Origin of the sequence: Pedococcus cremeus, from assembly GCF_900111375.1 — a bacterium.
In the GTDB taxonomy this organism is placed as follows: Bacteria; Actinomycetota; Actinomycetes; order Actinomycetales; family Dermatophilaceae; genus Pedococcus_A; species Pedococcus_A cremeus.
The window spans coordinates 217,430-242,260 of the sequence record NZ_FOHB01000004.1 but is presented as its reverse complement, the minus strand read 5'-3'; the positions used below and the strand labels follow the sequence as shown (position 1 = coordinate 242,260).

General features: G+C 72.5%; 24 protein-coding genes. 15 read left to right on the top strand and 9 right to left on the bottom strand.

Features of this window, described 5'->3' with window-relative positions:
* Positions 1-5: 5 nt before the first annotated feature.
* From ppc to BMW78_RS09655, 3 genes are all read right to left on the bottom strand, one after another.
* Positions 6-2,693: a phosphoenolpyruvate carboxylase gene (ppc, locus tag BMW78_RS09665; protein ID WP_091758724.1), complete on the bottom strand. Its 2,688-nt coding sequence runs from the start codon at positions 2,691-2,693 to the stop codon at positions 6-8.
* 164 nt (positions 2,694-2,857) lie between these two features.
* Positions 2,858-3,670, bottom strand: a complete 813-nt coding sequence (locus BMW78_RS09660) for a tryptophan-rich sensory protein (RefSeq protein WP_091758722.1) — start codon at positions 3,668-3,670, stop codon at positions 2,858-2,860.
* 9 nt (positions 3,671-3,679) lie between these two features.
* Positions 3,680-4,090: a nitroreductase family deazaflavin-dependent oxidoreductase gene (locus BMW78_RS09655; protein WP_091758720.1), complete on the bottom strand. Its 411-nt coding sequence runs from the start codon at positions 4,088-4,090 to the stop codon at positions 3,680-3,682.
* Between the two features lie 94 nt (positions 4,091-4,184).
* On the opposite strand from BMW78_RS09655, the gene BMW78_RS09650 reads away from it, so the two are divergent.
* The 4 genes from BMW78_RS09650 (at position 4,185) to BMW78_RS09635 (ending at position 10,682) form a co-directional block, all read left to right on the top strand.
* Positions 4,185-5,699: a hypothetical protein gene (locus BMW78_RS09650; protein WP_091758718.1), complete on the top strand. Its 1,515-nt coding sequence runs from the start codon at positions 4,185-4,187 to the stop codon at positions 5,697-5,699.
* Positions 5,700-5,809: 110 nt separating this feature from the next.
* Complete coding sequence (clpB, locus tag BMW78_RS09645; RefSeq protein WP_091758716.1) at positions 5,810-8,413, top strand: ATP-dependent chaperone ClpB; 2,604 nt, start codon at positions 5,810-5,812, stop codon at positions 8,411-8,413.
* Positions 8,414-8,488: 75 nt separating this feature from the next.
* Positions 8,489-8,953, top strand: coding sequence for a hypothetical protein (locus BMW78_RS09640; RefSeq protein ID WP_091758714.1), 465 nt, complete (start codon positions 8,489-8,491; stop codon positions 8,951-8,953).
* Between the two features lie 40 nt (positions 8,954-8,993).
* Positions 8,994-10,682, top strand: a complete 1,689-nt coding sequence (locus BMW78_RS09635) for an alpha-amylase family protein (protein WP_218144301.1) — start codon at positions 8,994-8,996, stop codon at positions 10,680-10,682.
* Positions 10,683-10,716: 34 nt separating this feature from the next.
* Here BMW78_RS09635 and BMW78_RS09630 read toward each other — a convergent pair whose 3' ends face one another.
* Together BMW78_RS09630 and BMW78_RS09625 are read right to left on the bottom strand one after the other, a co-directional pair.
* Complete coding sequence (locus tag BMW78_RS09630; RefSeq protein ID WP_177180336.1) at positions 10,717-11,616, bottom strand: alpha/beta fold hydrolase; 900 nt, start codon at positions 11,614-11,616, stop codon at positions 10,717-10,719.
* Positions 11,617-11,618: 2 nt separating this feature from the next.
* Positions 11,619-12,410, bottom strand: coding sequence for an exodeoxyribonuclease III (locus BMW78_RS09625; protein WP_091758712.1), 792 nt, complete (start codon positions 12,408-12,410; stop codon positions 11,619-11,621).
* 38 nt (positions 12,411-12,448) lie between these two features.
* Between BMW78_RS09625 and BMW78_RS09620 the strand changes: the two genes are divergently transcribed.
* Positions 12,449-13,225 carry an SDR family NAD(P)-dependent oxidoreductase gene (locus BMW78_RS09620; protein ID WP_091758710.1) on the top strand — a complete coding sequence of 259 codons (777 nt, stop codon included), beginning with the start codon at positions 12,449-12,451 and terminating at the stop codon, positions 13,223-13,225.
* A gap of 11 nt (positions 13,226-13,236) precedes the next feature.
* A complete protein-coding gene (gene pyrE, locus BMW78_RS09615) occupies positions 13,237-13,809 on the top strand; it encodes an orotate phosphoribosyltransferase (RefSeq protein ID WP_245735765.1) in 573 nt (190 codons plus the stop codon).
* A gap of 90 nt (positions 13,810-13,899) precedes the next feature.
* On the opposite strand, the gene BMW78_RS09610 is transcribed toward pyrE, so the two are convergent.
* Positions 13,900-14,772 carry an SDR family oxidoreductase gene (locus BMW78_RS09610; RefSeq protein ID WP_091759144.1) on the bottom strand — a complete coding sequence of 291 codons (873 nt, stop codon included), beginning with the start codon at positions 14,770-14,772 and terminating at the stop codon, positions 13,900-13,902.
* A 98-nt stretch (positions 14,773-14,870) separates the two neighbouring features.
* Between BMW78_RS09610 and BMW78_RS09605 the strand changes: the two genes are divergently transcribed.
* From BMW78_RS09605 to BMW78_RS09570, 8 genes are all read left to right on the top strand, one after another.
* Entirely contained in the window at positions 14,871-15,578 is a 708-nt protein-coding gene (locus BMW78_RS09605) for a LemA family protein (protein ID WP_091758706.1), read from the top strand.
* 81 nt (positions 15,579-15,659) lie between these two features.
* Positions 15,660-16,541 carry an ABC transporter ATP-binding protein gene (locus BMW78_RS09600; protein ID WP_091758704.1) on the top strand — a complete coding sequence of 294 codons (882 nt, stop codon included), beginning with the start codon at positions 15,660-15,662 and terminating at the stop codon, positions 16,539-16,541.
* A complete protein-coding gene (locus tag BMW78_RS09595; RefSeq protein ID WP_091758702.1) occupies positions 16,538-17,338 on the top strand; it encodes an ABC transporter permease in 801 nt (266 codons plus the stop codon). Before BMW78_RS09600 ends, BMW78_RS09595 begins: the two co-directional genes overlap by 4 nt.
* Before the next feature lie 3 nt (positions 17,339-17,341).
* Complete coding sequence (locus BMW78_RS21185; RefSeq protein WP_245735764.1) at positions 17,342-18,040, top strand: hypothetical protein; 699 nt, start codon at positions 17,342-17,344, stop codon at positions 18,038-18,040.
* The gene (locus tag BMW78_RS09585; RefSeq protein ID WP_245735788.1) at positions 18,034-18,573 is read left to right on the top strand and encodes a sensor histidine kinase; all 540 of its coding nucleotides are present in this window, start codon (positions 18,034-18,036) and stop codon (positions 18,571-18,573) included. Before BMW78_RS21185 ends, BMW78_RS09585 begins: the two co-directional genes overlap by 7 nt.
* Positions 18,570-19,229, top strand: coding sequence for a response regulator (locus BMW78_RS09580; protein WP_091758696.1), 660 nt, complete (start codon positions 18,570-18,572; stop codon positions 19,227-19,229). The genes BMW78_RS09585 and BMW78_RS09580 overlap by 4 nt, the downstream gene beginning before the upstream one ends.
* Before the next feature lie 171 nt (positions 19,230-19,400).
* Entirely contained in the window at positions 19,401-19,880 is a 480-nt protein-coding gene (locus BMW78_RS09575; RefSeq protein WP_143056204.1) for a COX15/CtaA family protein, read from the top strand.
* Between the two features lie 52 nt (positions 19,881-19,932).
* Positions 19,933-21,405: a multicopper oxidase family protein gene (locus tag BMW78_RS09570; RefSeq protein WP_245735763.1), complete on the top strand. Its 1,473-nt coding sequence runs from the start codon at positions 19,933-19,935 to the stop codon at positions 21,403-21,405.
* Positions 21,406-21,452: 47 nt separating this feature from the next.
* Here the strand turns inward: BMW78_RS09570 and BMW78_RS09565 are convergent, their stop codons facing one another.
* On the bottom strand, positions 21,453-22,130 hold the full coding sequence (locus tag BMW78_RS09565; RefSeq protein ID WP_091758692.1) for a DedA family protein: 678 nt from the start codon (positions 22,128-22,130) through the stop codon (positions 21,453-21,455).
* 85 nt (positions 22,131-22,215) lie between these two features.
* The gene (locus BMW78_RS09560; protein WP_091758690.1) at positions 22,216-23,679 is read right to left on the bottom strand and encodes an HNH endonuclease signature motif containing protein; all 1,464 of its coding nucleotides are present in this window, start codon (positions 23,677-23,679) and stop codon (positions 22,216-22,218) included.
* A gap of 129 nt (positions 23,680-23,808) precedes the next feature.
* Between BMW78_RS09560 and BMW78_RS09555 the strand changes: the two genes are divergently transcribed.
* On the top strand, positions 23,809-24,222 hold the full coding sequence (locus BMW78_RS09555) for a VOC family protein (RefSeq protein ID WP_091758688.1): 414 nt from the start codon (positions 23,809-23,811) through the stop codon (positions 24,220-24,222).
* 50 nt (positions 24,223-24,272) lie between these two features.
* Here the strand turns inward: BMW78_RS09555 and BMW78_RS09550 are convergent, their stop codons facing one another.
* Positions 24,273-24,827: a DinB family protein gene (locus tag BMW78_RS09550; protein WP_091759139.1), complete on the bottom strand. Its 555-nt coding sequence runs from the start codon at positions 24,825-24,827 to the stop codon at positions 24,273-24,275.
* Between the last annotated feature and the right edge of the window lie 4 nt (positions 24,828-24,831).

Genomic DNA, 24,831 nt, shown 5'->3' with positions numbered 1-24,831 from the left:
CCTCGTCAGCCGGTGTTCCGCATGCCGGCCGCGATGCCGTTGACCGTGAAGAGCAGGGCGCGCTCCAGCTCCGGACCGGTCTCGCCGTCACGGTGGCGCCGCAGGAGCTGCACCTGCAGGTGGTGCAGCGGCGCCAGGTAGTTGTCGCGCACCTCCAGCGTCGTCCGGAGCACGGGCTCGCGCTCGAGGAGCTGCCGGTCCCCGGTGACGCGGAGCAGGCGTTCGACCGTCAGGGCGTGCTCGGCGCGCACCTGGTCGAGGAGGTGGTGGGTCCCCTCGGGTGCCAGCGCCTCGACGTAACGCGTCGCGATGTCGAGGTCGGTCTTGGCCAGCGTCATCGCCACGTTGTCGAGGAAGGACCGGAAGAAGGGCCACGAGCGGTACATCTCCTGCAGCTCGTCCTCGCGGTCCTCCGCGGCGGCGAGCCCGGAACCCACGCCGAACCACCCGGGGATGATCTGGCGCGACTGCGTCCACCCGAAGACCCATGGGATGGCGCGCAGCCCGTCGAGGCCGGCGTCCTGCTGGGGCCGCTTCGAGGGGCGGGAACCGATGTGCAGGGCGCCGAGCAGGTCCACGGGGGTGGAGGCGGTGAAGTACGCGGGCAGGTCGTCGTGGGTCGCGAAGGACCGGTAGCGGTCGTGCGCCGCGGCCGAGACGCGGTCCGTCAGCGCGTCCCACTCCTCGCGTTGCTGGGCGCTCCGCCGGTCGGTGCGGTGCAGGAGGCTCGCCTCGAGGGTGCCGGCGACGAGCAGCTCGAGGTTCTCGCGGGCCAGCACCGGCAGGTTGTACTTGTCGCTGATGACCTCGCCCTGCTCGGTGAGCTTGACGTCGCCGTTCACCGTGCCGAACGGCAGGGCGAGGAGGGCCTCGTAGGTGGGGCCGCCGCCGCGACCGACCGAGCCACCGCGGCCGTGGAAGAAGCGGATGCGCACACCGTGTCGCCGGGCCACGTCGTGGCCGATGCGCTGGGCGCGCTGGATCTGCCACTGGGAGGTCGTGATGCCGCCCGCCTTGTTCGAGTCGGAGTAGCCCAGCATCACTTCCTGGAAGTCACCGCGGAGCTCGAGGAGTCGGCGGTAGGACGGGTCGGTGAAGAGGCTCTCGAGGATCGCCTCGACCCGGTCCAGCTCGTCCACGGTCTCCAGCAGGGGGACGAAGCCGATGTCGGCACGGTCCGAGGCCAGGTCGACCAGCCCCGCCTCCCGGGCCAGCACCACGGCGGCGAGCACGTCGTCGGCGTCGTGGGTCATCGAGATGATGTAGCTCTCGACGGCACGGGGGCCGAGGACGTCCAGCGCCTCTCGGACGACCGCGAACGCACCGGTCACGGTGCGGGCGTCGTCGTCGACCGGGGGCGGCTGGGGCGAGAGCGGCCGCCGTTGGGCGAGCTCGTCGCCCAGCACCTTCAGGCGCTCGGACGCGTCGAGGTCGGCATAGGGCCGGCCGAGGGTGCCGAGGCGGTCGAAGAGCTGGCCCAGCGCCAGGTGGTGGCGGGCCGAGTGCTCGCGCACGTCGAGGGTGGCGAGGCAGAAGCCGAAGCTGGCGACGGTGCGCACCAGCCGCAGCAGGTTGCCGTCGGCGACGACGGAGCCCTGGTGGCGCTCGACCGACGCGTGGAGGAGCTGGAGGTCCTCGAGCAGCTCCTGCTCGGTGCGGTAGTCGCGGCCCTCGCGGTGGGGCGCCCCCTCGAGGATCCGTCGCTCGGTGAGCCGCAGGCGCACCTCCACGCAGGTGAGAAAGAGGCGGTAGGGCTCCTCGGCGTTGAGCCTGCGGTACCGCGGCTCCACCTCGGGCAGCGAGTCGAGCATGACGTGAGTGCGCTCCCTGACGGCCTCGTCGACGCCGGTGAGGCGCTCGCTGACCGACAGCTCACGCCGCAGCTCGTCGACCTTGCGGCGGAGCACCGCGATCCCGTGGCTCGCCTGCAGCGCGAGGACCTCGCGTGTCACCTGTGGCGTCACGCGCGGGTTGCCGTCGCGGTCGCCGCCGATCCAGCTGCCGAACTGGAGCGGGCTGTGCGTCAGCGGCAGGTCGAGGTCGCGGTCCTGGAGGTGCTCGCGCAGCCGGTCGACGACGTCGGGCACGGCCGCACCGGCCAGGCCCTCGAGGTAGTAGACGCCGTTGCGGGCCTCGTCCAGGGGCTCCGGGCGCTCCAGGCGGATCGGGTCGGTCTGCCAGAACAGGTCGACGACCGCCTCCAGCTCCCGGGCACGCCGCCGGCTGTCGGGCTCGCCGAGGAGCGCGGACAGGCGCCGCAGCTTGTCGAGGTTGGTCCGACGGGCGACCTCGGTCGGATGCGCCGTGAAGACCGGCCTGACGACCAGCCGACGCAGCAGCTCCGCGAGCTCCTCGTCGCCGACGCCCCGGTCCTTCAGCGCCGCGAAGGTGCGGTCGAGGGGCCCGCCGCGTACCTCGCGCTCGCGCTCGAGGGCGCGGCCGCGGTGGTGCTGCTCGGTGATGTTGGCGAGGTGGAAGTAGCCGGCGAAGGCCCGCGCCAACGTCATCGCCGACGCGGCGTCCAGCGGCGGGAGCTGGTCGAGCGAGCCGTCCTTGGCGGCGTGGCGGACCTGCTCGACCAGGTCGAGCAGCTCCTGTCCCTCGCTCTTGACCACGGCCTGGCCGAGGAGGGAGGTGACGACCCGGATGTCCTTGCGCAGGTCGTCGGCCCGCTGGTGCTCGTCGTGTGTCACTGCGCCTCCACTGGTGTCTCTGCGCCTCCGCCCAGTCACCGCACCTCCACCGGCCGGTGCTGGGTCACCGTCGATCTTGGAGCAACCGGCCGCCGCGGAGGGGCCCGGGCCCGCATGGTGGAACCGGGCCGTCTCCCTGTGGCTGCTGCCACGGGCCCGATCCGTCAGCCGGTGCTGTCGTCGACCGGCCCGCGGTAGCGGCCTTTCCGGCGGGCGGTCGCCACGACCACCACGAGGGCGGCGGCGACGGCGGCCCAGGCCGTCACCGTCGAGCGCGGCTCGTCGGTGGCCCGGCCCACCGCGATCCAGAACAGGCCCCACGCGATGGCGAGGGCCACGGCATACCGGCCGTCGAGGCGGCGGGCGAGCAGCACGCCGAGCCCCGCCACGAGCGCGAGCACGGCCACGGCCCACACCTCGCTCACCGGCGGACCGGGGTCGACGCCGCTGGACACGAGCGCGGCGGTGACGTTGGCGCAGGTGGCCACGCAGACCCAGCCGAGGTATAGCCCGAAGGTGCCGTCGACCACGGCCGTCTCGACGACGCCGAACGACGGGTGCTCGGTCAGCCGCCGCACGAGCACACCCAGCACGACGACCAGGGCTGCGATGACCACGACGCTCACCCAGATCCAGCCCTGCCGGGTGACCAGCAGCCACAGGGCGTTGAGCAGCATGGAGGCCGCTGCCAGCCAGCCGGTCTGCCGGTACCGCTCGTCGGTGGCCTGCCCGGGCAGCCACTGCCAGAGCGTGTAGGCGGCGAGCCCGGCGTGAACCACCGACCAGATCGAGAAGGCCGCCCCCGCCGGCGCGAGCAGGGTGGCGTCGGCCGCGAGGGCGCCGCCGGAGCTCTCCGGCACCTCGGTGCCCCCGATGACGCCGACGCCCACGAGCGTGCCGAGCACGCAGAGCACCTCGCTGACGGTGACGCCGACCTGGCGTGCCCGGTCGGCCGAGGTCGGTGCGGGCGAGGCCATGCCTGAAGGCTATCCGCGCGGCGGGGCGCCGGCGCGGCCGTCGTGCAACGGCGTCAGCCGGAGGAAGTCGGCCACGCCGAGCAGGCGCAGCACGGGGCGCTCGGGCAGGCGGATCCGGCCAGCCGTCGGGTCGTGCTCCAGCCGTGGCGCGGTGCACCGCACGCGCCGTCCGCGCACCTCGAGCTCGCAGCCGCCGGCGGCGACGACGTTGCGCACCCAGTCCGTCTCGCGCCCATAGGTGAGGGCGACGACGTAGTCGCCGTCCACCTCGAAGATGTTGACCGGCGTGCGGTACGGGCGGCCGGACCGCCGCCCGACGTGGTGCACCACGCCGAAGCCGGGCAGCCGCCGCAGCACCGGCGTCGTGACCCGGTTGGTCACCCGGCGGTTGAAGCGTGCGACGGCCATGGGGATGGGCACCCCCTCACCGTATGCCGCAGTGGGCCGCCCGCGACCCGAGCGTCCTCGTGCGTGGGGGTCGCGGCCGCCGCTCCGGGGACGCAGACTGGCCCGCATGGGCTTTGCAGGCCGCCTCGGCGAGCGGCTCACACCGCGCGCGTGGCTGGCCGTCGTCGCGGTGGCCTTCGGCGTCGCCCAGGTCCTCCTCGTCCGCGACCTCCCGCTGGGCTGGGACGAGTCCATCTACGCCAGCCAGGACGACCCACGGCGCCCGGCGCTCCTCTTCACGGCGCCCCGCGCCCGGGGCATGCCGTGGATCGCCGCCCCGCTCCAGGCCGTCACCGGGTCGACGGTCGCGCTGCGCGTCTACCTCGCCGTGCTCGCCTCCGTGGTGCTCTACCTCGCGTATGCCGTGTGGCTGCGGGTGCGCCCCGACGCCTCCGTGCCGCTGGCGGCCCTCGGCTTCGGGTCGTTGTGGATCACGCTGTTCTACGCACCGAGCCTGATGCCCAATGTGCCGGTCGCCCTGGCAGGGGTGCTCGCCACCGGGGCCCTGCTCTGTGCCGCCCTGCGCAGGGGGCCGAGCTGGCTGCCCTGGGCCGGGGGCGCAGCGGTCGCCGCCGCGACGCTGATCCGGCCCGGCGACGTCGTGCCCCTCGTCGGTGCGCTCGCCGTCGCGGTGCTGCTGCACCCCCGCTGGCGCCGGCGTGCCGTGTCCCTCCTTGCTCCTCCGGTCGTCGGGGCCGTGCTGGGCGCCCTGCCGTGGGTCATCGAGGCGCAGCAGCGCTACGACGGCCTCTTCGCACGGGTCCGGCGCGCCATCAGCACCCAGAGCACCGGCCAGCGGTTCGTGCCCGACTACGAGCTGCGGGCACTCGACGGGCCCCTGCTGTGCCGCCCCTGCAACCGCGCGACCCAGCCGATCCCGCTGACCGGCCTGATGTGGTGGGTCGCGGGCGCGGCGCTCGTCGCCGTCGCCGTCTGGCTGGTGCTGCGCTCGCGCCCGAGGGTCGGCGGTTCGGCGGAGGTCGCGGCGGTGGGCTTCCGCGGCATCCCCCGGTCAGCCGTGCTGCTGCCCGCCTTCGTCGGCGGGGTCCTGGCCCTGCCCTACCTCCTCCTGGTCGGGTATGCCGCGCCGCGGTTCCTGCTGCCGGCCTACGCCCTGCTGGCCCTGCCCGCGGCCCAGGCGTTGCGCCACCTCTGCCTTCGTCCCTCGGGCGTCGTCCGTCCGGCGGTCGCCGGTCTCGTCGCGGTGCTGCTCGCCGGTCAGCTCGTCGTGCAGTACCGGCAGCTGACCTCGATCGTGGCCGGCTCGAATCCCGGACGTCAGCACCTGGTGGCCCTGGCCGCGGCGATGGCCCGGCACGGTGTCTCCCCACCCTGCATGCTCATCGGTTCTGACGCGGCCCCGGTGGCCTACGTCGCCCGGTGCGACGCCGTGCGCATCAAGACGAATCCCGGCGACGAGCCGTTCACCCTCGCCGACCTGCGCGCGGAGGCCACCCGGCAGCACGTGGCCCTCGTGCTGCGCTCCGGGCAGGCCCGCCCCTCCTACGCGAAGGGATGGAAGGCGCTGCCGGCCAAGGACCTCCCGCACGGCTGGCGGGTCTACGTCTCACGGGGAAGCTGACGCTTCTCCTGCAGCACGAAGTTGAGCGGAATACACTCAAGTTTGAGCGGGTTGAACCGCGTGAGTCACGACGCACCTCACCGACGCACCTCACAGGAGACACCACACCCATGGAGCTGAAGCCGACCGCCAAGGTGGCCGAGACGCTCGCCCTCGCGCAGCGTGCCGCGCAGGCCGCGGGCCACCCCGAGATCACCCCCGACCACCTCACGAGCGCCCTCATCCAGCTCGACACCGCCCAGGCCGACGCCCTGCTGCAGGCAGCCGGCACCGGTGCGGCGCACGTGCTGGGGCAGGCCGACGCGCGGCTCCGCGCGCTGCCCACCACCTCGGGTGCCGCCCAGCCGCCGGGTCTCGGACGGGACGCCGCGGCGGTCCTCCAGCAGGCCGACACCCTGATGCGGGCCAAGGGCGACACCTACCTCGCACTCGACCTGCTCCTGCTCGCGCTCGCGGAGACCGGCCACCTCGCCGCCGTGGAGAAGCGCGGTGCCAAGGACATGGAGGCCAAGGTCGACGCGCTGCGAGGGGGCCGGAAGGTCACCAGCGAGACGCCCGCGGAGGCCGGGGAGGCCCTCGAGAAGTACGGCACCGACCTGACCCAGATGGCGCGCGACGGCCGGCTCGACCCCGTCATCGGCCGTGACGCCGAGATCCGCCGCGTGGTGCAGGTGCTCTCGCGCCGCACCAAGAACAACCCGGTGCTCATCGGCGAGCCCGGCGTCGGCAAGACCGCCGTCGTCGAGGGGCTGGCCCAGCGCATCGTCGACGGCGACGTGCCCGAGTCGCTGCGCGACAAGCAGCTCATCAGCCTCGACCTCGGCGCCATGGTCGCCGGCGCGAAGTACCGCGGTGAGTTCGAGGAGCGCCTCAAGGCCGTGCTCGAGGAGATCAGGGACAGCAACGGGCGGGTCATCACCTTCATCGACGAGCTGCACACCGTCGTCGGTGCGGGCGCCACCGGCGAGTCCGCCATGGACGCCGGCAACATGCTCAAGCCGCTGCTCGCCCGTGGTGAGCTGCGCATGGTCGGCGCCACGACGCTCGACGAGTACCGCGAGCACATCGAGAAGGACGCCGCGCTCGAGCGCCGCTTCCAGCAGGTCTTCGTCGGCGAGCCGAGCGTCGAGGACACCATCGCGATCCTGCGCGGCCTCAAGGAGCGCTACGAGGCGCACCACAAGGTCGAGATCGAGGACACCGCCCTCGTCGCCGCGGCCAGCCTGTCGGACCGCTACATCACCGGCCGGCAGCTGCCCGACAAGGCCATCGACCTCGTCGACGAGGCCGCCTCGCGCCTGCGCATGGAGATCGACTCCAGCCCGGTCGAGATCGACGAGCTCCGCCGTGCCGTCGACCGGCTGAAGATGGAGGAGCTGCACCTGCAGAACGAGACCGACGAGGCGTCCAGGGAGCGGCTCGAGGCCCTGCGCAAGACCCTCGCCGACCGGAGCGAGCAGCTCGCCGCGCTCAACGCCCGCTGGGAGCAGGAGAAGTCGGGCCTGAACCGGGTCGGCGAGCTCAAGGCGAAGCTCGACGACCTGCGCACCCAGGCCGACCGCCTCCAGCGCGAGGGCGACTACGGCGGTGCCTCCAAGCTGCTCTACGGCGACATCCCGACGCTCGAGAAGGAGCTGGCCGCCGCCACCGAGGCAGAGGCCGCCGGTGCCTCGGCCGCACCGGGTGCCGAGGCCCCGATGGTCAAGGAGCGCGTGGGCGCCGACGACATCGCCGAGGTCATCAGCGCCTGGACCGGCATCCCGGCCGGCCGCCTGCTGCAGGGCGAGACCGAGAAGCTGCTGAGCATGGAGTCGATCGTCGGCTCCCGGCTCATCGGCCAGGAGTCGGCCGTCCGAGCCGTCAGCGACGCCGTGCGCCGCAGCCGAGCCGGCCTCGCCGACCCCGACCGCCCGACCGGCAGCTTCCTCTTCCTCGGCCCGACCGGTGTCGGCAAGACCGAGCTCGCCAAGTCGCTCGCCGACTTCCTCTTCGACGACGAGCGGGCGATGGTCCGCATCGACATGAGCGAGTACTCCGAGCGGCACGCCGTGGCCCGACTCATCGGAGCCCCGCCCGGCTACGTCGGCTACGAGGAGGGCGGCCAGCTCACCGAGGCGGTGCGCCGCCGGCCCTACTCGGTCGTGCTGCTCGACGAGGTCGAGAAGGCCCACCCGGAGACCTTCGACATCCTGCTCCAGGTGCTCGACGACGGTCGGCTCACCGACGGCCAGGGCCGCACCGTCGACTTCCGCAACGTCATCCTCGTGATGACCTCCAACCTCGGCTCGCAGTTCCTCATCGACCCGGTGATGGCGCCCGAGGACAAGAAGGAGGCCGTCATGGCGGCGGTGCGAGCCGCCTTCAAGCCGGAGTTCCTCAACCGGCTCGACGAGGTCGTGGTGTTCGACCCGCTCACCACCGAGGAGCTCGCCCACATCGTCGACCTGCAGGTGCGCCAGCTGGGCACCCGCCTGGCCGACCGCCGGATCACCCTCGACGTGACCGACGCGGCCCGCGAGTGGCTGGCCCTCACCGGCTACGACCCCTCCTACGGCGCCCGGCCGCTGCGCCGACTGGTGCAGAAGGAGATCGGCGACCGCCTCGCGAAGGCGCTGCTCGCCGGCGAGGTGCGCGACGGCGACACGGTGCTCGTCGACCGCGACGACACCCTCGACGGGCTGGTCGTACGCGGGGTCGACCACGCCGTGGCCTGACCCGGCCAGGTCCGTGGGTGACGGAGGTGACGGCGTTCCTGTGCGGAGCCGCGGGGGCGCCGCCACACTGGGCCCATGACCGACGAGCCCCTGCACAAGCGCCCGCCGGGCGCCAGCGACGCCACGGTCGAGGCCGTGGGCAAGGTGAGCGAGGCCTTCGAGGCCATCGAGGAGGTGCGCGGACGGCTCTACGGCCTGCACCGCCTCGTCGGCACCGCCGACCTGGCGCTGGGCGAGGCCGTCGAGCTGCTCCGCAAGGCCGGGCACGAGGAGCTCGCCGACACGGTCGACCGCGACATGGTCGGTCGCAACGTGCTGCCGGGCATGTGGACCTTCCAGATCGTGGAGGCGTTCGACGCCGGCTACTACGCCGACTTCAAGCGCATCGACCAGCTCGTGCGCGACGAGCTGATGGGCGGCCAGCGGCACGTCTACGAGGCGGAGATGAAGACCCGCGAGCGCACCAAGGGCCGACACGGACACGAGGCCTCCCCCGAGGACTGCTCGGCCGAGGAGCTCGCGACGGAGAAGGGCGCGTGACCCGCCCGGGTCCGCACGCCCCAGCGCCTGAGGAGGCACCGTGACCACACGCCTGTCCAACACCAGTGACCTGTGGTGGAAGAACGCCGTCATCTACTGCGTCGACGTCGAGACCTACTTCGACGGCAACGGCGACGGCATCGGCGACCTGCCCGGCCTGACCCAGCGGATCGACTACCTAGCCGAGCTCGGCATCACCTGCCTGTGGCTGATGCCGTTCTACCCGTCGCCGGACCGCGACGACGGCTACGACGTCACCGACCTCTTCGGCGTCGACCCGCGGCTCGGTACGCACGGCGACCTCGTCGAGCTGATCCGCACGGCCAACGACCGCGGCATACGGGTCATCGCCGACCTCGTCGTCAACCACACCTCCGACCAGCACCCGTGGTTCAAGGCGGCCCGGCGCAGCAAGGACAACCCGTACCGCGACTTCTACGTGTGGCGCTCCGACCCGCCGCCCGACACCTCCGACAAGGTCGTCTTCCCCGACAAGGAGGACAGCATCTGGGAGCTCGACGAGAAGACGGGCGAGTGGTACCTCCACCACTTCTACCGCTGCCAGCCCGACCTCAACTTCGGCAACCCGGCGGTGCGCGACCAGATCGCGAAGTCGATCGGCTTCTGGCTCCAGGTGGGGATGGCCGGCTTCCGCGTCGACGCCGTCCCGTTCCTCGTCGACGACATCGACACCGAGGCGCCGGACGTGCCCGGCGACCCGCACGAGTACCTCAAGGAGCTGCGGGCGTTCCTCGGGCGGCGGCGCGGCGACGGCATCCTGCTCGGCGAGGTGAACCTGCCGCACAAGGACCAGCGGCAGTACTTCGGCGGCACGGCGGGTGACGAGCTGCACATGATGTTCGACTTCATCTCCATGCAGGCGATGTACCTCTCGCTGGCCCGGCAGGACGCCCGCCCGCTGGCCAAGGCGCTCAAGGCGCGGCCGTCGATCCACCCCGACTGCCAGTGGGCGACGTTCGTGCGCAACCACGACGAGCTGACCCTCGACAAGCTGAGCGACAGCGAACGCCAGGAGGTGTTCGCCGCCTTCGGCCCCGAGCCGGAGATGCAGATCTACGGCCGCGGGCTCAAGCGACGCCTGCCGCCCATGCTCGACGCCGACCCCCGCCGGGTGCGGATGGTCTACAGCCTGCTCTTCTCGCTGCCCGGCACCCCGACGCTGTACTACGGCGAGGAGATCGGCATGGGCGAGGACCTCGCCTCCGAGGGCCGGATGGCCGTGCGGACGCCTATGCAGTGGGAGCGGGTCGCCAACGGCGGCTTCTCGACCGCCCCGGCCCGCAAGCTGGTGCAGCCCGTGGTCCCCGGCGGGTTCGGGCCCGACCACGTCAACGTCGCCGACCAGAAGCGCGACCCCGACTCGCTCTGGAACTTCATGCGGGCCCTCATCCAGACCTACCGCGAGTGCCCCGAGCTCGGCTGGGGTGACTTCACCGTGCTCCAGCAGCCGCTCCGCCAGGTGCTGGTGCACCGGTGCTCGTGGGAGGGCTCGAGCGTGGTGGCCGTGCACAACTTCGCCGCCGAACCGGTGACGGTGGCCTTCGCGCTCGACCCGCGCGACACCGAGGGCGAGGGACCCATCTGGCTCGAGGACCTCGTCGCCCGCGGGTCGGAGGAGCCGCAGCCCGACGGCACCGTCGAGGTGGCGCTCGAGGGCTACGACCACCGCTGGTACCGCGTGCGCCGGGACGACCTGCCCCGCCCCTGACCGCCAGGTCGCCGCCCGGCTCGAGGCCCTGGTCTCAGCCGGACTGGGACTGCGCCGCGTGAACGTGTGACGCCAGGGCCTTGGTGAGGACCTCGGGTGCCTCGTAGGTCAGCATGTGGCCGAGCCTGGGCAGCACGGTCAGCTCCGAGCCCTCGATGAGCTCGTGCAGCCGCTCGCTGTGGTGCACCGGGGTCAGCCGGTCCTTGGCCCCCACGATGATGTCGGTGGGGATGCCGCGGAACTGCGCCGCGGCCTCCTGCTCGTCGTGGTCACCGAGGGCGGCGTAGAATTGGCCGATGGTCGGCAGGTGGGTGGCCGCGACCTGCTCGCGGGTGGCGGCGACGTCCTCGGCGCGGGCGCCCTCGCCGAAGAGCAGGTGCTGCTGGCCGAAGAGGCTGACCGCGCGCCCGGCCGGCAGCCGCGGCATACGGGCGAGGGCCTGCATGACGAACGCCTCCGGTGCGCTGCGGCGCACCGACAGGTCGCCCGCAGCCGTGGAGACGAGCACCGTGCCGCGCACCCGGGCGCGGAACGCGCGGCGGTGCCGGCCGGCGTACGCCAGCACCGACATGCCGCCCATGGAGTGACCGCCCAGCACGAGCGTGCCCTTGGGAGCGGCGGCGGAGACGACGGCGGCGAGGTCGTCGCCGAGCACCCGCACCGACGGGCTCGTCGGGCCGGGAGTCGAGGAGCCGTGGCCGCGCTGGTCGTAGACGACCACGCGCACGTCGAGCTGGCTGCGCAGGCGATCGAGCACCGGCAGCCACGACCGGTGGCTGAGCGTCCACCCGTGGGCGAGCACCACCGTGGGTAGGCGGGGGTCGTCGTCCTCGCCGTACTCGAGCACGCGCAGCAGCGCGCCGTCCGGTGTCTCGACATGGAGCTCGCGGTCGGGCTGCGGCTGCTGCGACAGCGGGGGCGCCTGTGGCGTCACGGTCAGTCCTCCAGCTCCACGACCACCGGGGCGTGGTCGGAGGCGCCCTTGCCCTTGCGCTCCTCGCGGTCGATGGCGGCACCGACGACCCGCCCGGCCAGCGCGGGGGACCCGAGTACGAAGTCGATGCGCATGCCCTGCCGCTTGGCGAACCGCAGCTGGGTGTAGTCCCAGTAGGTGTAGACGCCCGGGCCGGGGGCGTGCGGTCGCACCACGTCGACGAACCCCGCGTCGAGGAAGCCCTGGAAGGCCGCCCGCTCGTCGGGGGAGACGTGGGTGCGGCCCTGGAAGTAGGCCATGTCCCAGACGTCGTCGTCCTGCGGGGCGATGTTCCAGTCGCCCATAAGGGCCACCTGGGCGGCGGGGTCGTCGGCGAGCCACTGCTTGGCGTTGCGCTTCAGCGTGGCCAGCCACTCGAGCTTGTAGGGCATGTGCGGGTCGTCGAGCGTGCGGCCGTTGGGCACGTACAGCGACCAGACGCGCACACCACCGCAGACCGCGCCGATGGCCCGCGCCTCCGGCGCCACCGGGTCACCCCAGCCGGGCACGTCGGTGAAGCCGAGCTGGACGTCCTCCAGCCCCACCCGGGAGAGCACTGCCACACCGTTCCAGTGGTTGAGCCCGTAGTGGGCCACCTCGTAGCCGAGGCCCTTGAGCCGGTCGAACGGGAACTGGTCGTCGCGGCACTTGGTCTCCTGGATCGCCAGCACGTCGACGTCGCTCCGCTGCAGCCACGCCTCGAGCCGGTCGATGCGGGAGCGGATGGAGTTGACGTTCCACGTGGCAATACGCACGCGGACACCCTAAGTGGCGCGCGCCTAGAGTGGGGCACATGAGCACCGCCCTGGTGACCGGCGCCACCTCCGGAATCGGCCTGTCCTTCGCCCACCAGCTCGCCGAGCGCGGGCACGACGTCGTGCTCGTCGCCCGAGACCGGGCTCGCCTCGAGAACGTCTCCGACGACCTGCGCGCCAAGTACGGCGTGGGCACCGAGATCCTCGTCGCCGACCTGTCCGACCGGGCCGAGACCGGCAAGGTCGCCGAGCGGCTGGCCGACCAGGCCCGACCGGTCGACCTGCTGGTCAACAACGCCGGCTACGCGCTGAAGAAGCGCTTCCTCGACAACGACATCGCCGACGAGGAGGCGTTCTTCGACGTGCTCGGGCGCGCCGTCCTCGTGCTCTCGCACGCCGCCGCGCGAGCCATGCGCGAGCGCGGACACGGCGCCATCGTCAACGTCTCGTCGGTCGCCGGGCAGATCACGTCCGGCACGTACTCGGCCATCAAGTCCTTCGTCACCGTCTTCACCGAGGGCCTGTCCGCCGAGCTGGCCGGCACGGGGGTGACCGCCACGGCGCTGCTGCCCGGCTTCACCCGCACCGAGTTCCACGACCGCGCGAAGCTCAACATGTCGCGGCTGCCGAAGTTCATGTGGCTCGACGCCGACCGCCTGGTGACCGACTGCCTCGACGACGTGGCCAAGGGTCGCGTGGTGTCGGTGCCGGGGCCGCAGTACAAGGCCATCGTCGCGGGCCTGCGGTTCGCCCCGCGCTCGCTCGTGCGCAGCCGGGCGCGGACGGTGCACCGCCCCAAGGCCCGTCAGGGCTAGGCTGGCGGCCTGTGACTGACACCGCTGTGACCACAGACGTGAACTCTGCCCGGGCCCGCCTCCTCGACATCGTCAAGGCCAAGGCCATCGTCCACGGCCGGGTGACCCTGTCCTCGGGCAAGGAGGCCGACTACTACGTCGACCTGCGCCGCATCACCCTCGACGGCGAGGCGTCGCCGCTCGTCGGCCGGGTCATGCTCGACCTCGTCGACGACCTCGACTTCGACGCCGTCGGCGGGCTGACCCTCGGCGCCGACCCCGTCGCCACGTCGATGCTGCACGCCAGCGCCGCGGCCGGGAAGCGGCTCGACGCGTTCGTCGTCCGCAAGGCCGGCAAGGCGCACGGCCTCCAGCAGCGCATCGAGGGCCCGTCGATCGAGGGCCGCCGCGTGCTCATCGTCGAGGACACCTCCACCACCGGTGCCTCCCCGCTCGAGGCCGCGACCGCCGCCCGCGAGGCCGGTGCCGAGGTGGTCGCGGTGGCGACCATCGCCGACCGCGCGACCGGTGCCGCCGAGAAGTTCGCCGACGCCGGTCTCGAGTACCGCTTCGTCTACGGGCTCCAGGAGCTCGGCCTCGCCTGAGGCCGCCTCCCCACCTCCGCCTGCCACACGCAGAGGCGGTATGCCGCGGGGCCGGGTGCCCGCGGCATACCGCCTCTGTTGCGTGGTGGCTCAGAAGACCGGCTTGCCGCCGGTGACGCCGAGGACGGTGCCGGAGACGTAGCTCGCCTCGTCGGAGGCGAGGTAGACGAAGGCGCTCGCGACCTCGATGGGCTGCCCCGCCCGGCCGAGCGGGGTGTCGGCGCCGAAGCCCTCGACCTTGTCGGCGTCGAAGGTGGCCGGGATGAGCGGGGTCCAGATCGGGCCGGGGGCGACCGCGTTGACCCGGATGCCCTGGGGGCCCAGCATCGCCGCGAGGTTGACCATGAGGTTGTTCAGGGCGGCCTTGGTGGCGGCGTAGTCGAGCAGCGGCTCGGACGGCGAGAACGCCTGGATCGACGTGGTGACCAGCACGGCGGACCCGGGGTCCATGGTGGGCGCGACCGCCTGGGTCAGCCAGAACGTCGCGAAGACGTTGGTCTGGAAGGTGCGCTCGAGCTGGCCGGGCGGGAACGCCTCGAGGTCGGGCTGGGCCATCTGGAAGGCGGCGTTGCTGACGAGCACGTCGATGCCGCCGAGGCCGCTGCGGGCGCGGTCGGCGACCTCGCGCGCGGCCTCCTCGGTGCGGATGTCGGCGGGGATGAGCACGCACTTGCGGCCGGCCTTCTCGACCGCGGCGCGCACCTGCTCGGCGTCCTCGGCCTCCTCGGGCAGGAAGGCGATGGCGACGTCGGCGCCCTCCTTGGCGAAGGCGATCGCGGTGGCGCGGCCGATGCCGGAGTCGCCGCCGGTGATGAGGGCCCGCTTGCCGGTGAGCCGGTCACGGCCGGTCCACGACTCCTCGCCGTGGTCGGGCGCCGGGTTCATGGGCGCGGTGTGGCCGGGCCATTCCTGCTCCTGGGCCGGGATCTGGGCGAGGGTCTCTTCGGTGCTCTGCTCAGGCATGCGCACCACTCTCGACCCGCCCCTGAGGCGCTGCAACCGCTGGCCAGCGGCACCCGCGCACTAGGATCGACGCAGACCGCGAGACAGGGGAGAGCGCCATGTGGGTCTGGATCATCATCGTCGTCGTCGTGGTGCTGCTCGCCCTCGGGGCGGTCGGCATCTACAACGGCCTGGTCACCCTGCGGAACCGGGTGCAGGAGGCCTGGCGCCAGATCGACGTGGAGCTCAAGCGCCGGCACGACCTCATCGGCAACCTCGTCGAGACCGTCAAGGGCTACGCCGCCCACGAGCGGGGCACCCTCGAGGACGTCATGAAGGCGCGGTCGGCGGCGATGGCCGGCGGCCAGGGCCCGGCCCAGCAGGCCCAGTCCGAGGGTGCCCTCAGCGCCGCGCTCGGCCGGCTGTTCGCGGTGGCGGAGGCCTACCCCGACCTGAAGGCGAACCAGAACTTCCTCGCGCTGCAGGGTGAGCTGACCTCCACCGAGGACCGCATCGCCTCCGCCCGGCGCTACTACAACGCCAACGTCCGCGAGCTCAACACCCGCGTCGAGACGGTGCCGAGCAACGTCGTGGCCGGCATGTTCGGCATCCACCGGGCCGAGTACTTCGAGGCCGAGGGTGCCGAGCGCGAGCCGGTGCGCGTCGACTTCGGCCAGCGCGACGCCACCATCCCGCCGCCCGCGGGGTATGCCGGTGGTGCGGCTCCCAGCGCTCCGGCGGCTCCCAGCGCTCCGGCCGGTCCGGCCGAGGGCTCGCCGCAGCCGCCGGCGCCGCAGCCGCCCGCGCCGCAGCCGCCCGCGCAGTAGCGCCCCGTCCACCGGTCGGTGGACGGCAGGTCAGCCGGTCGACGCTCCCGACACCGGTCAGCACCCGGGCAGGCTGACGGCATGACCTCACCCGTCCTCGTCGAGGGACTGCACAAGACCTACTCCGGGGTGCCCGCCGTCGCCGGGCTGGACCTCGAGATCCACGCCGGCGAGGTGTTCGCGCTGCTGGGGCCGAACGGCGCCGGCAAGACGACCACGGTCGAGGTCCTCGAGGGCTTCCGGCGCCGTGACGGCGGCCGGGTCGAGGTGCTCGGTGAGGACCCGCAGTCGGCCGGGCTCGACTGGCGGCAGCGGCTCGGCATCGTGCTGCAGAGCTCACGCGGCCTCGACCTCCTCACGGTCCGGGAGGCGCTGGCCAGCACCGCGAAGGTCTACCGACAACCCCGCGACGTCGACGAGGTCCTCGAATGGGTCGGGTTGGGGGAGAAGCGCGACGCCCGCACCGCCTCGCTGTCGGGTGGCCAACGCCGGCGCCTCGACGTGGGCATGGGCATCATCGGCCGGCCGGAGCTGCTGTTCCTCGACGAGCCGACGACCGGCTTCGACCCGCGCGCCCGGCGTGACTTCTGGGCCCTCATCGCCGGGCTCGCCGGTGACGGCACGACCATCGTGCTGACCACCCACTACCTCGACGAGGCGGAGCAGCTGGCCGACCGGGTCGGGGTCATCGCCGGCGGGCGGATGCTCACCGTCGACACCCCGGCGCAGCTGGGCGGCCGGCACGCGCAGGAGGCCACCGTGTCGTGGCGCGAGGACGGCGGGGTGCGCACCCTCAGCACGGCCGAGCCGACCGCCGAGGTCGCGCGGCTCGCGGCCCGCTTCGGGGGTGAGGTGCCCGAGCTCGTGGTGGCCCGCCCGACCCTGGAGGACACCTACCTCCGGCTCATCGAGCCGCACGCGGTGTCGGTCGAGCGCCCCGTCGTCGAGGAGGTGGCCCGATGAGCCTGGCCGCGATCGCCGTCGACCGGACGGTCCTCGAGCTGAAGATGTACTTCCGCGAGCGGGAGTCGGTGTTCTTCTCGTTCCTCTTCCCGGTGCTGATGCTGTCGCTGTTCGCCGCCGTCTTCGGTGACAGCTTCCGTCAGGGCGGCAGCGAGCTCAGCGCAGCGCAGTTCTTCCTGCCCGGCATGATCGCGGGCGGGGTGATGCTGACCAGCTTCCAGACCTTGGCGCTCAGCGTCTCGATGGAGCGTGACGACGGCACCCTCAAGCGGCTGCGCAGCACGCCGATGCCGCCGGTCGCCTACTTCCTCGGCAAGGTCGGGCTCGTCGCGGCCACCTCCCTGGCCCAGCTGGCCCTGCTGCTCGTGGTCACCCGGCTGGTCTTCGACGTCTCGCTGCCGACCGAGCCGTCGGCCTGGCTGACCTTCCTCTGGGTCTTCCTGCTCGGGGTCGGCGGTGGCACCGTGCTGGGCATCGCGTACTCGACCGTCGCGGGCTCGGCCCGCTCCGCCGGGGCGGTGGTGATCGGCCCGCTGCTCGTCCTGCAGTTCATCTCGGGCGTCTACTTCGCCTACGGAGACATCCCGGCGTGGCTGCAGCAGGTCGCCGCTCTCTTCCCGCTGAAGTGGGTCGCACAGGGCATGCGCTCGGTCTTCTACCCTTCAGCCATGCAGACGCAGGAGGTCGCGGGCTCGTGGGAGCACCCGCTCACCGCCCTCGTGCTGACGCTGTGGCTGGTCGCCGGGCTGGTGCTGAGCGCGCGCACGTTCAGCTGGTTCAAGCGCGGGTCGGTCTGACCCGTGGTCACCGACACTCCCGCGAGCACCCGGGGTGAGGCCTGCGCGGCCCCCGCCGTGCAGCCGGACCGTGACCGGGTCTGGCGCCGCCAGCTCGTCTTCTGGCACGGCATCGCCGGCGTCATCTTCGCCGTCGCCCTCTACCTCACCGCGGTCGACGACCGCGGGCCCCGAGTCGCCAGTGCGGCCTGCGTGGTCGTCATCGCCCTCGCGTATGCCGTGTTCGGCGCCCGGGGGCTGCACAGCCACAGCATGCGGTGGGGCGCCGTCTACCTCGCGATCGCGTGGCCGGCGTTCCTGGCCATAGTCGCCCTGAACCCGCAGGGCGACTACTACTTCCTCTCCTTCGCGCTGTTCCCGCAGACCTGGGCGCTGCTGAACCGTCGGGTCGCCACGTGGACCACGGTCGGGGTCATCGCCGCGCTGACGGTCGTGCGCCTCGCCACCCTGCCGCCCTCGACGTCGACTCTCGCAGCGGTGCTGATCTCCTCGGCCATCGGCCTCGCGCTCTGCTCGGCATGGGGCTGCTCATCCACGTGCTCGTCGAGGAGATGGAGCGGCGGGCCGACACGATCGAGGTGCTGCACCGCACGCAGGCCGACCTCGCCGCTGCAGAGCGGGCGCAGGGCGTCCTCGCCGAGCGCGAGCGGCTCTCCCGCGAGATCCACGACACCTTGGCCCAGGGCTTCACCTCGGTGGTGACCCTGGCCCGGGCCGCCGACGCCGCGCTCGACCGGGGCGACCTCGCGACCGTGCGCGAGCGGCTGGCCCTGCTCGAGTCGACCGCGGCGGAGAACCTCGCCGAGGCTCGGCTCATCGTCGCGGCGATGACGCCGGGGCACCTGCAGCAGGGCACGCTCGCCGAGGCGCTGCAGCGGGTGGTCGACACCGCCTCGGCCGAGTCGGGCATCGACGGCAGCCTCACCGTGGTCGGCTCGCCCGTGGCGGCCGCTGCCAACTCGGAGGTCGTCGTGCTGCGGACCGCGCAGGAGGCCATTGCCAACATCCGCCGGCACTCGGGTGCCGCTACGTTCTCCGTGCGGCTCGACTACGCCGACCCCGAGCGGGTCGGGCTCGAGGTGCGCGACGACGGGCAGGGCTTCGACCCCAGCGCTGCGCCCTCCGGCTTCGGGCTCGTGGGCGCCCAGTCCCGCGCGGCCGACCTGGGCACCGAGCTGCTCATCGACACCGCGCCAGGCTCGGGCACCACGCTGCGTGTGAGCGTGCCTCGATGAGCGAAGGTGTGGGCCTGAGACTGGTCGTGGTCGACGACCACCCCGTCGTGCGTGCCGGCCTGGTGGCGATGCTGGGGGAGGAGCCCGACTTCGAGGTCGTGGGCGAGGCCGCCGACGGGGCCGAGGCGGTCACGCGGGTCGCCGCCCTCCAGCCCGATGTGGTGCTGATGGACCTGCGCATGCCGGTGCTCGACGGCGCCGAGGCGACCGCCCGCATCCGGGGCGCGGGCGGCCCGCCCGTGCTCGTGCTCACCACCTACGACACCGACGCCGACATCGTGCGGGCCGTCGAGGCCGGGGCGATGGGCTACCTGCTCAAGGACGCACCACGTTCGGTGCTGGCCCAGGCGGTGCGGTCGGCCGCGCGCGGCGAGACCGTGCTCGCCCCGCCCGTGGTGGCCCGGCTCGCCGGACGCCTGCGCGCCGACACGGCACCCGCTGCTCCCGAGCCGGCCGGCCCGACGCTCACCGCCCGCGAGGTGGAGGTGCTCGGCTGCGTCGCCCGCGGCCTGTCGAACGCCGAGGTGGGCCGTGAGCTCTACATCGGCGAGGCGACGGTGAAGACCCACCTGCTGCGGGCCTTCGAGAAGCTCGGGGTGGCCGACCGCACGGCGGCGGTCACCGCGGCATACCGGTTGGGCCTGCTGGAGCTCTGACCGCTCGGAGGCGTGAGCCGTTCACAGGCGGCTCACAGCAAAAGGCGTAGGCGCGCTCGCCCGACTGGCGGTGGTGCGGTCGCCCAGGGACCCTCACCATCTTCGCCCAGAGGCCATGGACAGCCGGGAAGCGGCCGTGCCCGGAGCCTCCCTGGAGAGAGAGGTCCTTCGATGAGAGGTGTGTATCGCGTCCTCGCGTTTCTGGTGGCGGCGGAGGTCGCCATCCAGGCGTCGTTCATCGTGTGGGGCGACGCAGGCATGGGCAAGTGGATCGAGAACGGTGGCGTGGTCGACAAGGCCACCATGGAGAGCGCCTTCGACGGCGGCGACGCCCCCTTCGCCGAGTTCTCGGCGTTCATGTTCCACGGCATGAACGGGATGATGGTGATCCCGTCGATCGCCCTGCTGCTGGTGGTCTCGTCGTTCTTCGCGAAGGTGCCGCGTGGCATCGCCTTCGCGTTCGGGGTGCTCGGCCTGGTCGCGCTGCAGGTGACGCTGGGGCTGCTCGGCCACTCGTTCAGCTGGCTCGGGGCGCTGCACGGCATCAACGCACTGGCGCTCTTCTCCACCGCGGCCTGGACCGGCCTGCGCGTGGCGAGGGTGACCGGGGCGCCGCGGGTGGAGAAGCAGCCGGAGCGCGTTGCCGTCTGAGCAGCCTGACGAGGTCGCGCGCAGGCGCAGGCGAGGCCGCCTCCGCCTGGGCGTGGCCGTCGCCGCTGCCCTCCTCCTCCTGGGCTCGCTGGGCTGGATGTGGCTGGGCAGCCTGCTGCCGTCCTCCTACGCCGTGACCGCCATGGGGCCGCCCGACCTCGGCGGGGCCCTGACCGGCGGACACACCAGCCACCTGGCCGGGGCATCCGGCGTCGGCACCCCCGCGAAGGCGGGCACCCGCGATGTCACCACCCTCGTCGAGCGGCGGCAGGGCACCCCCGACGTGGCGGTGACGATCACCGCGCGCCAGCAGCGGGTGACCATCGCGCCGGGACTGACGGTCACGGCATACACGTTGAACGGCACCACGCCCGGACCCACGATCCGCGCGCGGCAGGGTGACCTGGTGCAGGTGACCCTGGTCAACGAGTCGGTGAAGGACGGCGCCACCTTCCACTGGCACGGCTACGACGTGCCGAACGCCGAGGACGGCGTCGCTGGGGTCACCCAGGACACGGTGAAGCCGGGGCAGTCGCACGCCTACCGCTTCGTGGCGAAGCAGACCGGCACGTACTGGTACCACTCGCACCAGGTCTCGCACGAGCAGGTGGTGCGCGGGCTGCTCGGTGCGCTCGTCGTGACCCCGCGAGAGGGGATCGCCGAGGACGCCGACGTGCTGGCGCTGTCACACCTGTATGCCGGCAAGCGCACCGTGCAGGGGAAGACGGGCGACGTGCCGGTCGTGGTGCCGTCCGGTCGCACCGCCCGCGTGCGGGTCGTCAACACCGACAGCGGGATCATGCCCGTCTGGGTGAGCGGGACGGCCTACGAGGTGGTGGCCGTCGACGGCACGGAGGTGAACGAGCCGACGCCGGTGGAGGGCCGCTCGGTGCTGGTGCCCGCCGGCGGACGGGTGGACCTGCGGGTGCGAGTGCCGTCGGGAGGCGCGGCTGCGCGTGTGGAGTTCGGCGGTGCGGCACTCGTGCTGGGCCCGGCGGGGTCGTCAGCCACTGCGACGCGGGCGCCGAGGGAGTCGGTGGACCTGCTGTCCTACGGCTCGCCGGCCCCGCTGCGGTTCGACCCCGACACCCCCGACCGCCGCTTCGAGTACGCCATCGGCCGCCGGCCCGGCTTCGTGAACGGCCGGCCCGGCGTGCACTGGTCGGTGAACGGGAAGCTCTACCCGAAGATCCCGATGTTCATGGTCGGCGAGGGCGACGTGGTGCGGGTGCGGATCAGCAACAGCTCGGGGGAGACCCACCCGATGCACCTGCACGGCCACCACGTCGTGGTGCTCGCCCGCGACGGCGTGAAGGCCACCGGCAGCCCGTGGTGGACCGACTCGCTCGAGGTCCGCAGCGGCGAGAGCTTCGACGTCGCCTTCGTGGCCGACAACCCCGGCATCTGGATGGACCACTGCCACAACCTGCCGCACGCCCAGGAGGGGCTCATCGCCCACGTGATGTACGAGGGCGTGACGACGCCCTACCGGCTGGGGCGCGACTCGGGGAACAGTCCCGAGTAGGTCGCGTGGAGCCGGTCAGTCGCGACGTGGAGCCGGTCGCGACGTGGTCAGTCGCGGCCGTCGACGAGGTCCTCGACGACTTCCTCGGTCTCCTCGATGACCGTGCGGGCGGCGCTCTTGTGGCGCACGAACTCGATGACCATCGGGATGACCGAGACGGCGACGATGGCGAGGATGGCCAGCTCGAGGTGGTCCTTGAGCACGGGGAACGCCTGGCCGAGGAAGTAGCCGAGCAGCGTCACGCCGGTGGCCCACAGGGCCGCGCCGACACCGCTCCAGACGAAGAAGTGCCGGCGGTCCATGCGCGAGACGCCGGCGACGACGGTGATGAAGGTGCGCACGATCGGCACGAAGCGGCCGAGGACCAGCGCCTTGGCTCCGTGCTTCTCGAAGAAGGCGTGCGTGTCGTCGAAGTACTTCTTCTTGAGGAAGCGGCCCTCACGCTCGTACAGCGGTGCGCCGATGGCACGGCCGATCTCGTAGCCGGTGACGTTCCCGATGAAGGCGGCGAGCGTCAGGATCACGCAGGCCACCACGATGTTGAGCTGGATCGACCCCTCGGCGATGAACAGCCCGACGGCGAACAGCAGCGAGTCGCCGGGCAGGATGGGGAAGAGCAGGCCGCACTCGATGAAGACGATCGCCACGCTCACCCAGAAGAACTGCCCGCCGAAGCGGTCGAGCAGCCATTGGGGGTCCATCCAGTCAGGGCCGAGGGAGTGCATCACACGCCCAAGGGTATGCCGCGTGGCGGGCCCCACCCGAATCTCGCCGTGCCGACCAGCGTGCCGCCGGCCGTGCCCGTTGTGATCAGGCCGCGCTGCGACCGTGGCGGTCCATCGGCCACGTGGTGTGGGTGCGCCCGTCCGGTGCGGTCCAGGTGCAGATGCCTTCGGGCGAGAGCTCGGCCCGCCAGCCGCCGTGGTGCTTGAAGCGGTGGTGGCTGGCGCAGAGGCACATCAGGTTGGGTGGTTCGGTGGGCCCGACCGGTGCCGGGACCACGTGGTCGATCTGCGTGCGTCTGGCCGGTTGGCTGCACCCCGGGAACCGGCAGGTCCCGTCGCGGGACCGAATCTGACGGGTGACGGCAGCGTTGGGGCGGTACGCGCGGGGGTCCTGCGAGCGGATCGCGCCGGTCACCGGGTCGGACCAGGCGACCCGAAGCGTCACGTCGGGGTCGCTGAGGAGACTGACGACGGTCTCGGGGAGGAGCGAGCCGTGGGTCGGCACCTCGGTCAGTCCGCTGACGAACCACGCCTCCGTGTCGCTGTCCATGAGCGCGCCGGTCGAGGCCTGGACCGCTGCCCAGAGGTCCACCGCGGACGGCTGTGCGTGGTGGTCACCGCCAAAGCCCTCGTCGTCGCCGCCGAAGGCCGCCGGCAGCTCGTGCTCGGGTTCGTCGCGCAGGTCGAGCGGAGACTCGTCGATGCGCGTGGCGGGGCCGGAGCCGATCGGGGCGACGAGCTCGATGGTGGTGCGCACCTCGGCGTTCGCCATGACGAGGTCGAAGAGGGCGTCGACGCGGGCCTGTCCGACCTTCAGACCTGCCGTGTTCCTGACGTACTCGTTGGCCAGCCCGTCGACCGCGGCCCAGAGGGTCGTCGACTGTGCGGTCGGCAGGTTGAGGGTCCAGGTGGACATACCGGTGACCTCGCCGGGGCCGACCCGGACCGACCTCTCCTCGGCGGCCCTCTGCGCTGCTTGTCGAACGGCGGCGCGGTCCGTGTTCTCGGCCTCCCGGCGGGCCGCGCTCCTCAGTCGCGAACCGGGCATCTGTGAGATGTCGCGGCGATGGAGTCGAGCCTCGAACTCCTCGAGCTGGTGCAGCCGCAACACCGCTGACTCGCGGACGACGGCGGCCGAGCGGTACGGCTCGAGCACGCCGGACCACTGCAGCTCGAACGTCATGGGCAACCCGTTGACGAGCCGACGGGCGTCGTTCAGTCGGGCGCTCATCGTGCGAGGAGCGACCTTCAGCAGTGGGGCGAGGGCTGCCGCGCTGTCCTGGCCGCCGGCGGCCAGGGGAACCCGCCGGCCGTCCTCGCGCGCCTCCTGCCGGCGTCGTTCGATGCGCTCCTCGGCGCGGGCGGCGTGCGTGTCCATGGCCGCGACCTGGCGTGCGGACACGGCGTTGATGACGCGTTGGGAGGCGAGCGTGACGGCCTCCGACTCCGCCAGGGTCATGGCGTCGATGTCCTCGAGGGTGAGCCGGCCCAGCGCGGAGGCGAGCACGAAGGGGTCCTCGTGCTCCACGGCCTCCACGCTCTCGAACATGTGTACGACTCTAGGGGAGAGGTCCGACAAAGGACCCTCGCTGTCCACAGGGTCCGTCCGGGGGCGAAGGGGCGCGTGCGGGGTGAGCGCAGGCGGAATCAGCGGAGGCTCACCGGGGTTGCTCGGCACATGGAAGAAGCCACGCCGGCTGCGGTCCGGCAGCTGCGCCTCGTCGTCCAGGTCGACGACTTCGAGGAGGCCGTGCGGTTCTACCGCGACACCCTGGGCCTGCCGGTGGAGCTCCACGTCGAGAGCGAGGGCGGCGCCGAGGTCGTCATCCTCGATGCGGGACGGGCCACCCTCGAGCTGTCGAACGCCGCCCAGGTCGAGCTGATCGACCGCGTCGAGGTGGGGCGTCCGGTCAGCCCCAAGTTCCGGCTGGCCCTCGAGGTCACCGACGCCGACGGTGCCACCCGGCGCGCCGTCGAGGCGGGGGCGCAGCTCGTCGCCGAGCCGACCCGGACGCCGTGGGACTCGCTGAACGCGCGGCTGGAGACGCCGGGCGGCATCCAGCTCACCCTCTTCGAGGAGCTCGGCGGCTGAACCCCGGCCCGGCTGTGCGCTGGCCGGTGCCGGCCGTCCTACTGGCCGGCCTACTGGCCCGTGCGACCGTCGATGCGCTCGCGGAGCAGGTCCGCGTGACCACAGTGCCGGGCGTACTCCTCGATCATGTGCACCAGCACGTCGCGCACGCTGACCGGACTCCCGTGGTGGTCGACCAGCTGACCCATGTCGGGGTTCTCGCGCACCCACTGCTCGGCGAACGCGACCTCCTCGCGCCAAGCAGCCCAGGCCTCCTCGACCGAGGCCTGGTCACCGACCGCCCCGAGCCAGTCGGCGTCCTGCTGCGGCGGTCCCCACAGCCGCGGCGCCTCCTGCCCGGCGAGGGTGCGCCGGAACCAGCCGCGCTCCACCTCCGCCATGTGACGCACCAGCCCGAGCAGGGACATCGTCGACGGGGGCACCGAGCGGGTCGCCAGCTGCTCGGGGCTCAGCCCCTCGCACTTCATCTCGAGGGTGAGGCGGTACTGCCGCAGGTAGTCGACGTACGTCCCGCGCTCGTCCTTGGGTGTGTTGTCGTCGGGGTGGCGAGGGTCGTCCTCGAGCTCGACCCACATGTCGGGGTGCTTCCGCGTCGTCTCGGGCATGGCT

Excerpts from the sequence above, each read along its gene's own strand:
- BMW78_RS09660 (WP_091758722.1), bottom strand. The coding sequence starts at position 3,670 with ATGGCCTCGCCCGCACCGACCTCGGCCGACCGGGCACGCCAGGTCGGC.
- BMW78_RS09650 (WP_091758718.1), top strand. The coding sequence starts at position 4,185 with ATGGGCTTTGCAGGCCGCCTCGGCGAGCGGCTCACACCGCGCGCGTGG.
- clpB (WP_091758716.1), top strand. The coding sequence starts at position 5,810 with ATGGAGCTGAAGCCGACCGCCAAGGTGGCCGAGACGCTCGCCCTCGCG.
- BMW78_RS09640 (WP_091758714.1), top strand. The coding sequence starts at position 8,489 with ATGACCGACGAGCCCCTGCACAAGCGCCCGCCGGGCGCCAGCGACGCC.
- BMW78_RS09620 (WP_091758710.1), top strand. The coding sequence starts at position 12,449 with ATGAGCACCGCCCTGGTGACCGGCGCCACCTCCGGAATCGGCCTGTCC.
- BMW78_RS09610 (WP_091759144.1), bottom strand. The coding sequence starts at position 14,772 with ATGCCTGAGCAGAGCACCGAAGAGACCCTCGCCCAGATCCCGGCCCAG.
- BMW78_RS09605 (WP_091758706.1), top strand. The coding sequence starts at position 14,871 with ATGTGGGTCTGGATCATCATCGTCGTCGTCGTGGTGCTGCTCGCCCTC.
- BMW78_RS09600 (WP_091758704.1), top strand. The coding sequence starts at position 15,660 with ATGACCTCACCCGTCCTCGTCGAGGGACTGCACAAGACCTACTCCGGG.
- BMW78_RS09595 (WP_091758702.1), top strand. The coding sequence starts at position 16,538 with ATGAGCCTGGCCGCGATCGCCGTCGACCGGACGGTCCTCGAGCTGAAG.
- BMW78_RS09580 (WP_091758696.1), top strand. The coding sequence starts at position 18,570 with ATGAGCGAAGGTGTGGGCCTGAGACTGGTCGTGGTCGACGACCACCCC.
- BMW78_RS09575 (WP_143056204.1), top strand. The coding sequence starts at position 19,401 with ATGAGAGGTGTGTATCGCGTCCTCGCGTTTCTGGTGGCGGCGGAGGTC.
- BMW78_RS09565 (WP_091758692.1), bottom strand. The coding sequence starts at position 22,130 with ATGCACTCCCTCGGCCCTGACTGGATGGACCCCCAATGGCTGCTCGAC.
- BMW78_RS09560 (WP_091758690.1), bottom strand. The coding sequence starts at position 23,679 with ATGTTCGAGAGCGTGGAGGCCGTGGAGCACGAGGACCCCTTCGTGCTC.
- BMW78_RS09555 (WP_091758688.1), top strand. The coding sequence starts at position 23,809 with ATGGAAGAAGCCACGCCGGCTGCGGTCCGGCAGCTGCGCCTCGTCGTC.
- BMW78_RS09550 (WP_091759139.1), bottom strand. The coding sequence starts at position 24,827 with ATGCCCGAGACGACGCGGAAGCACCCCGACATGTGGGTCGAGCTCGAG.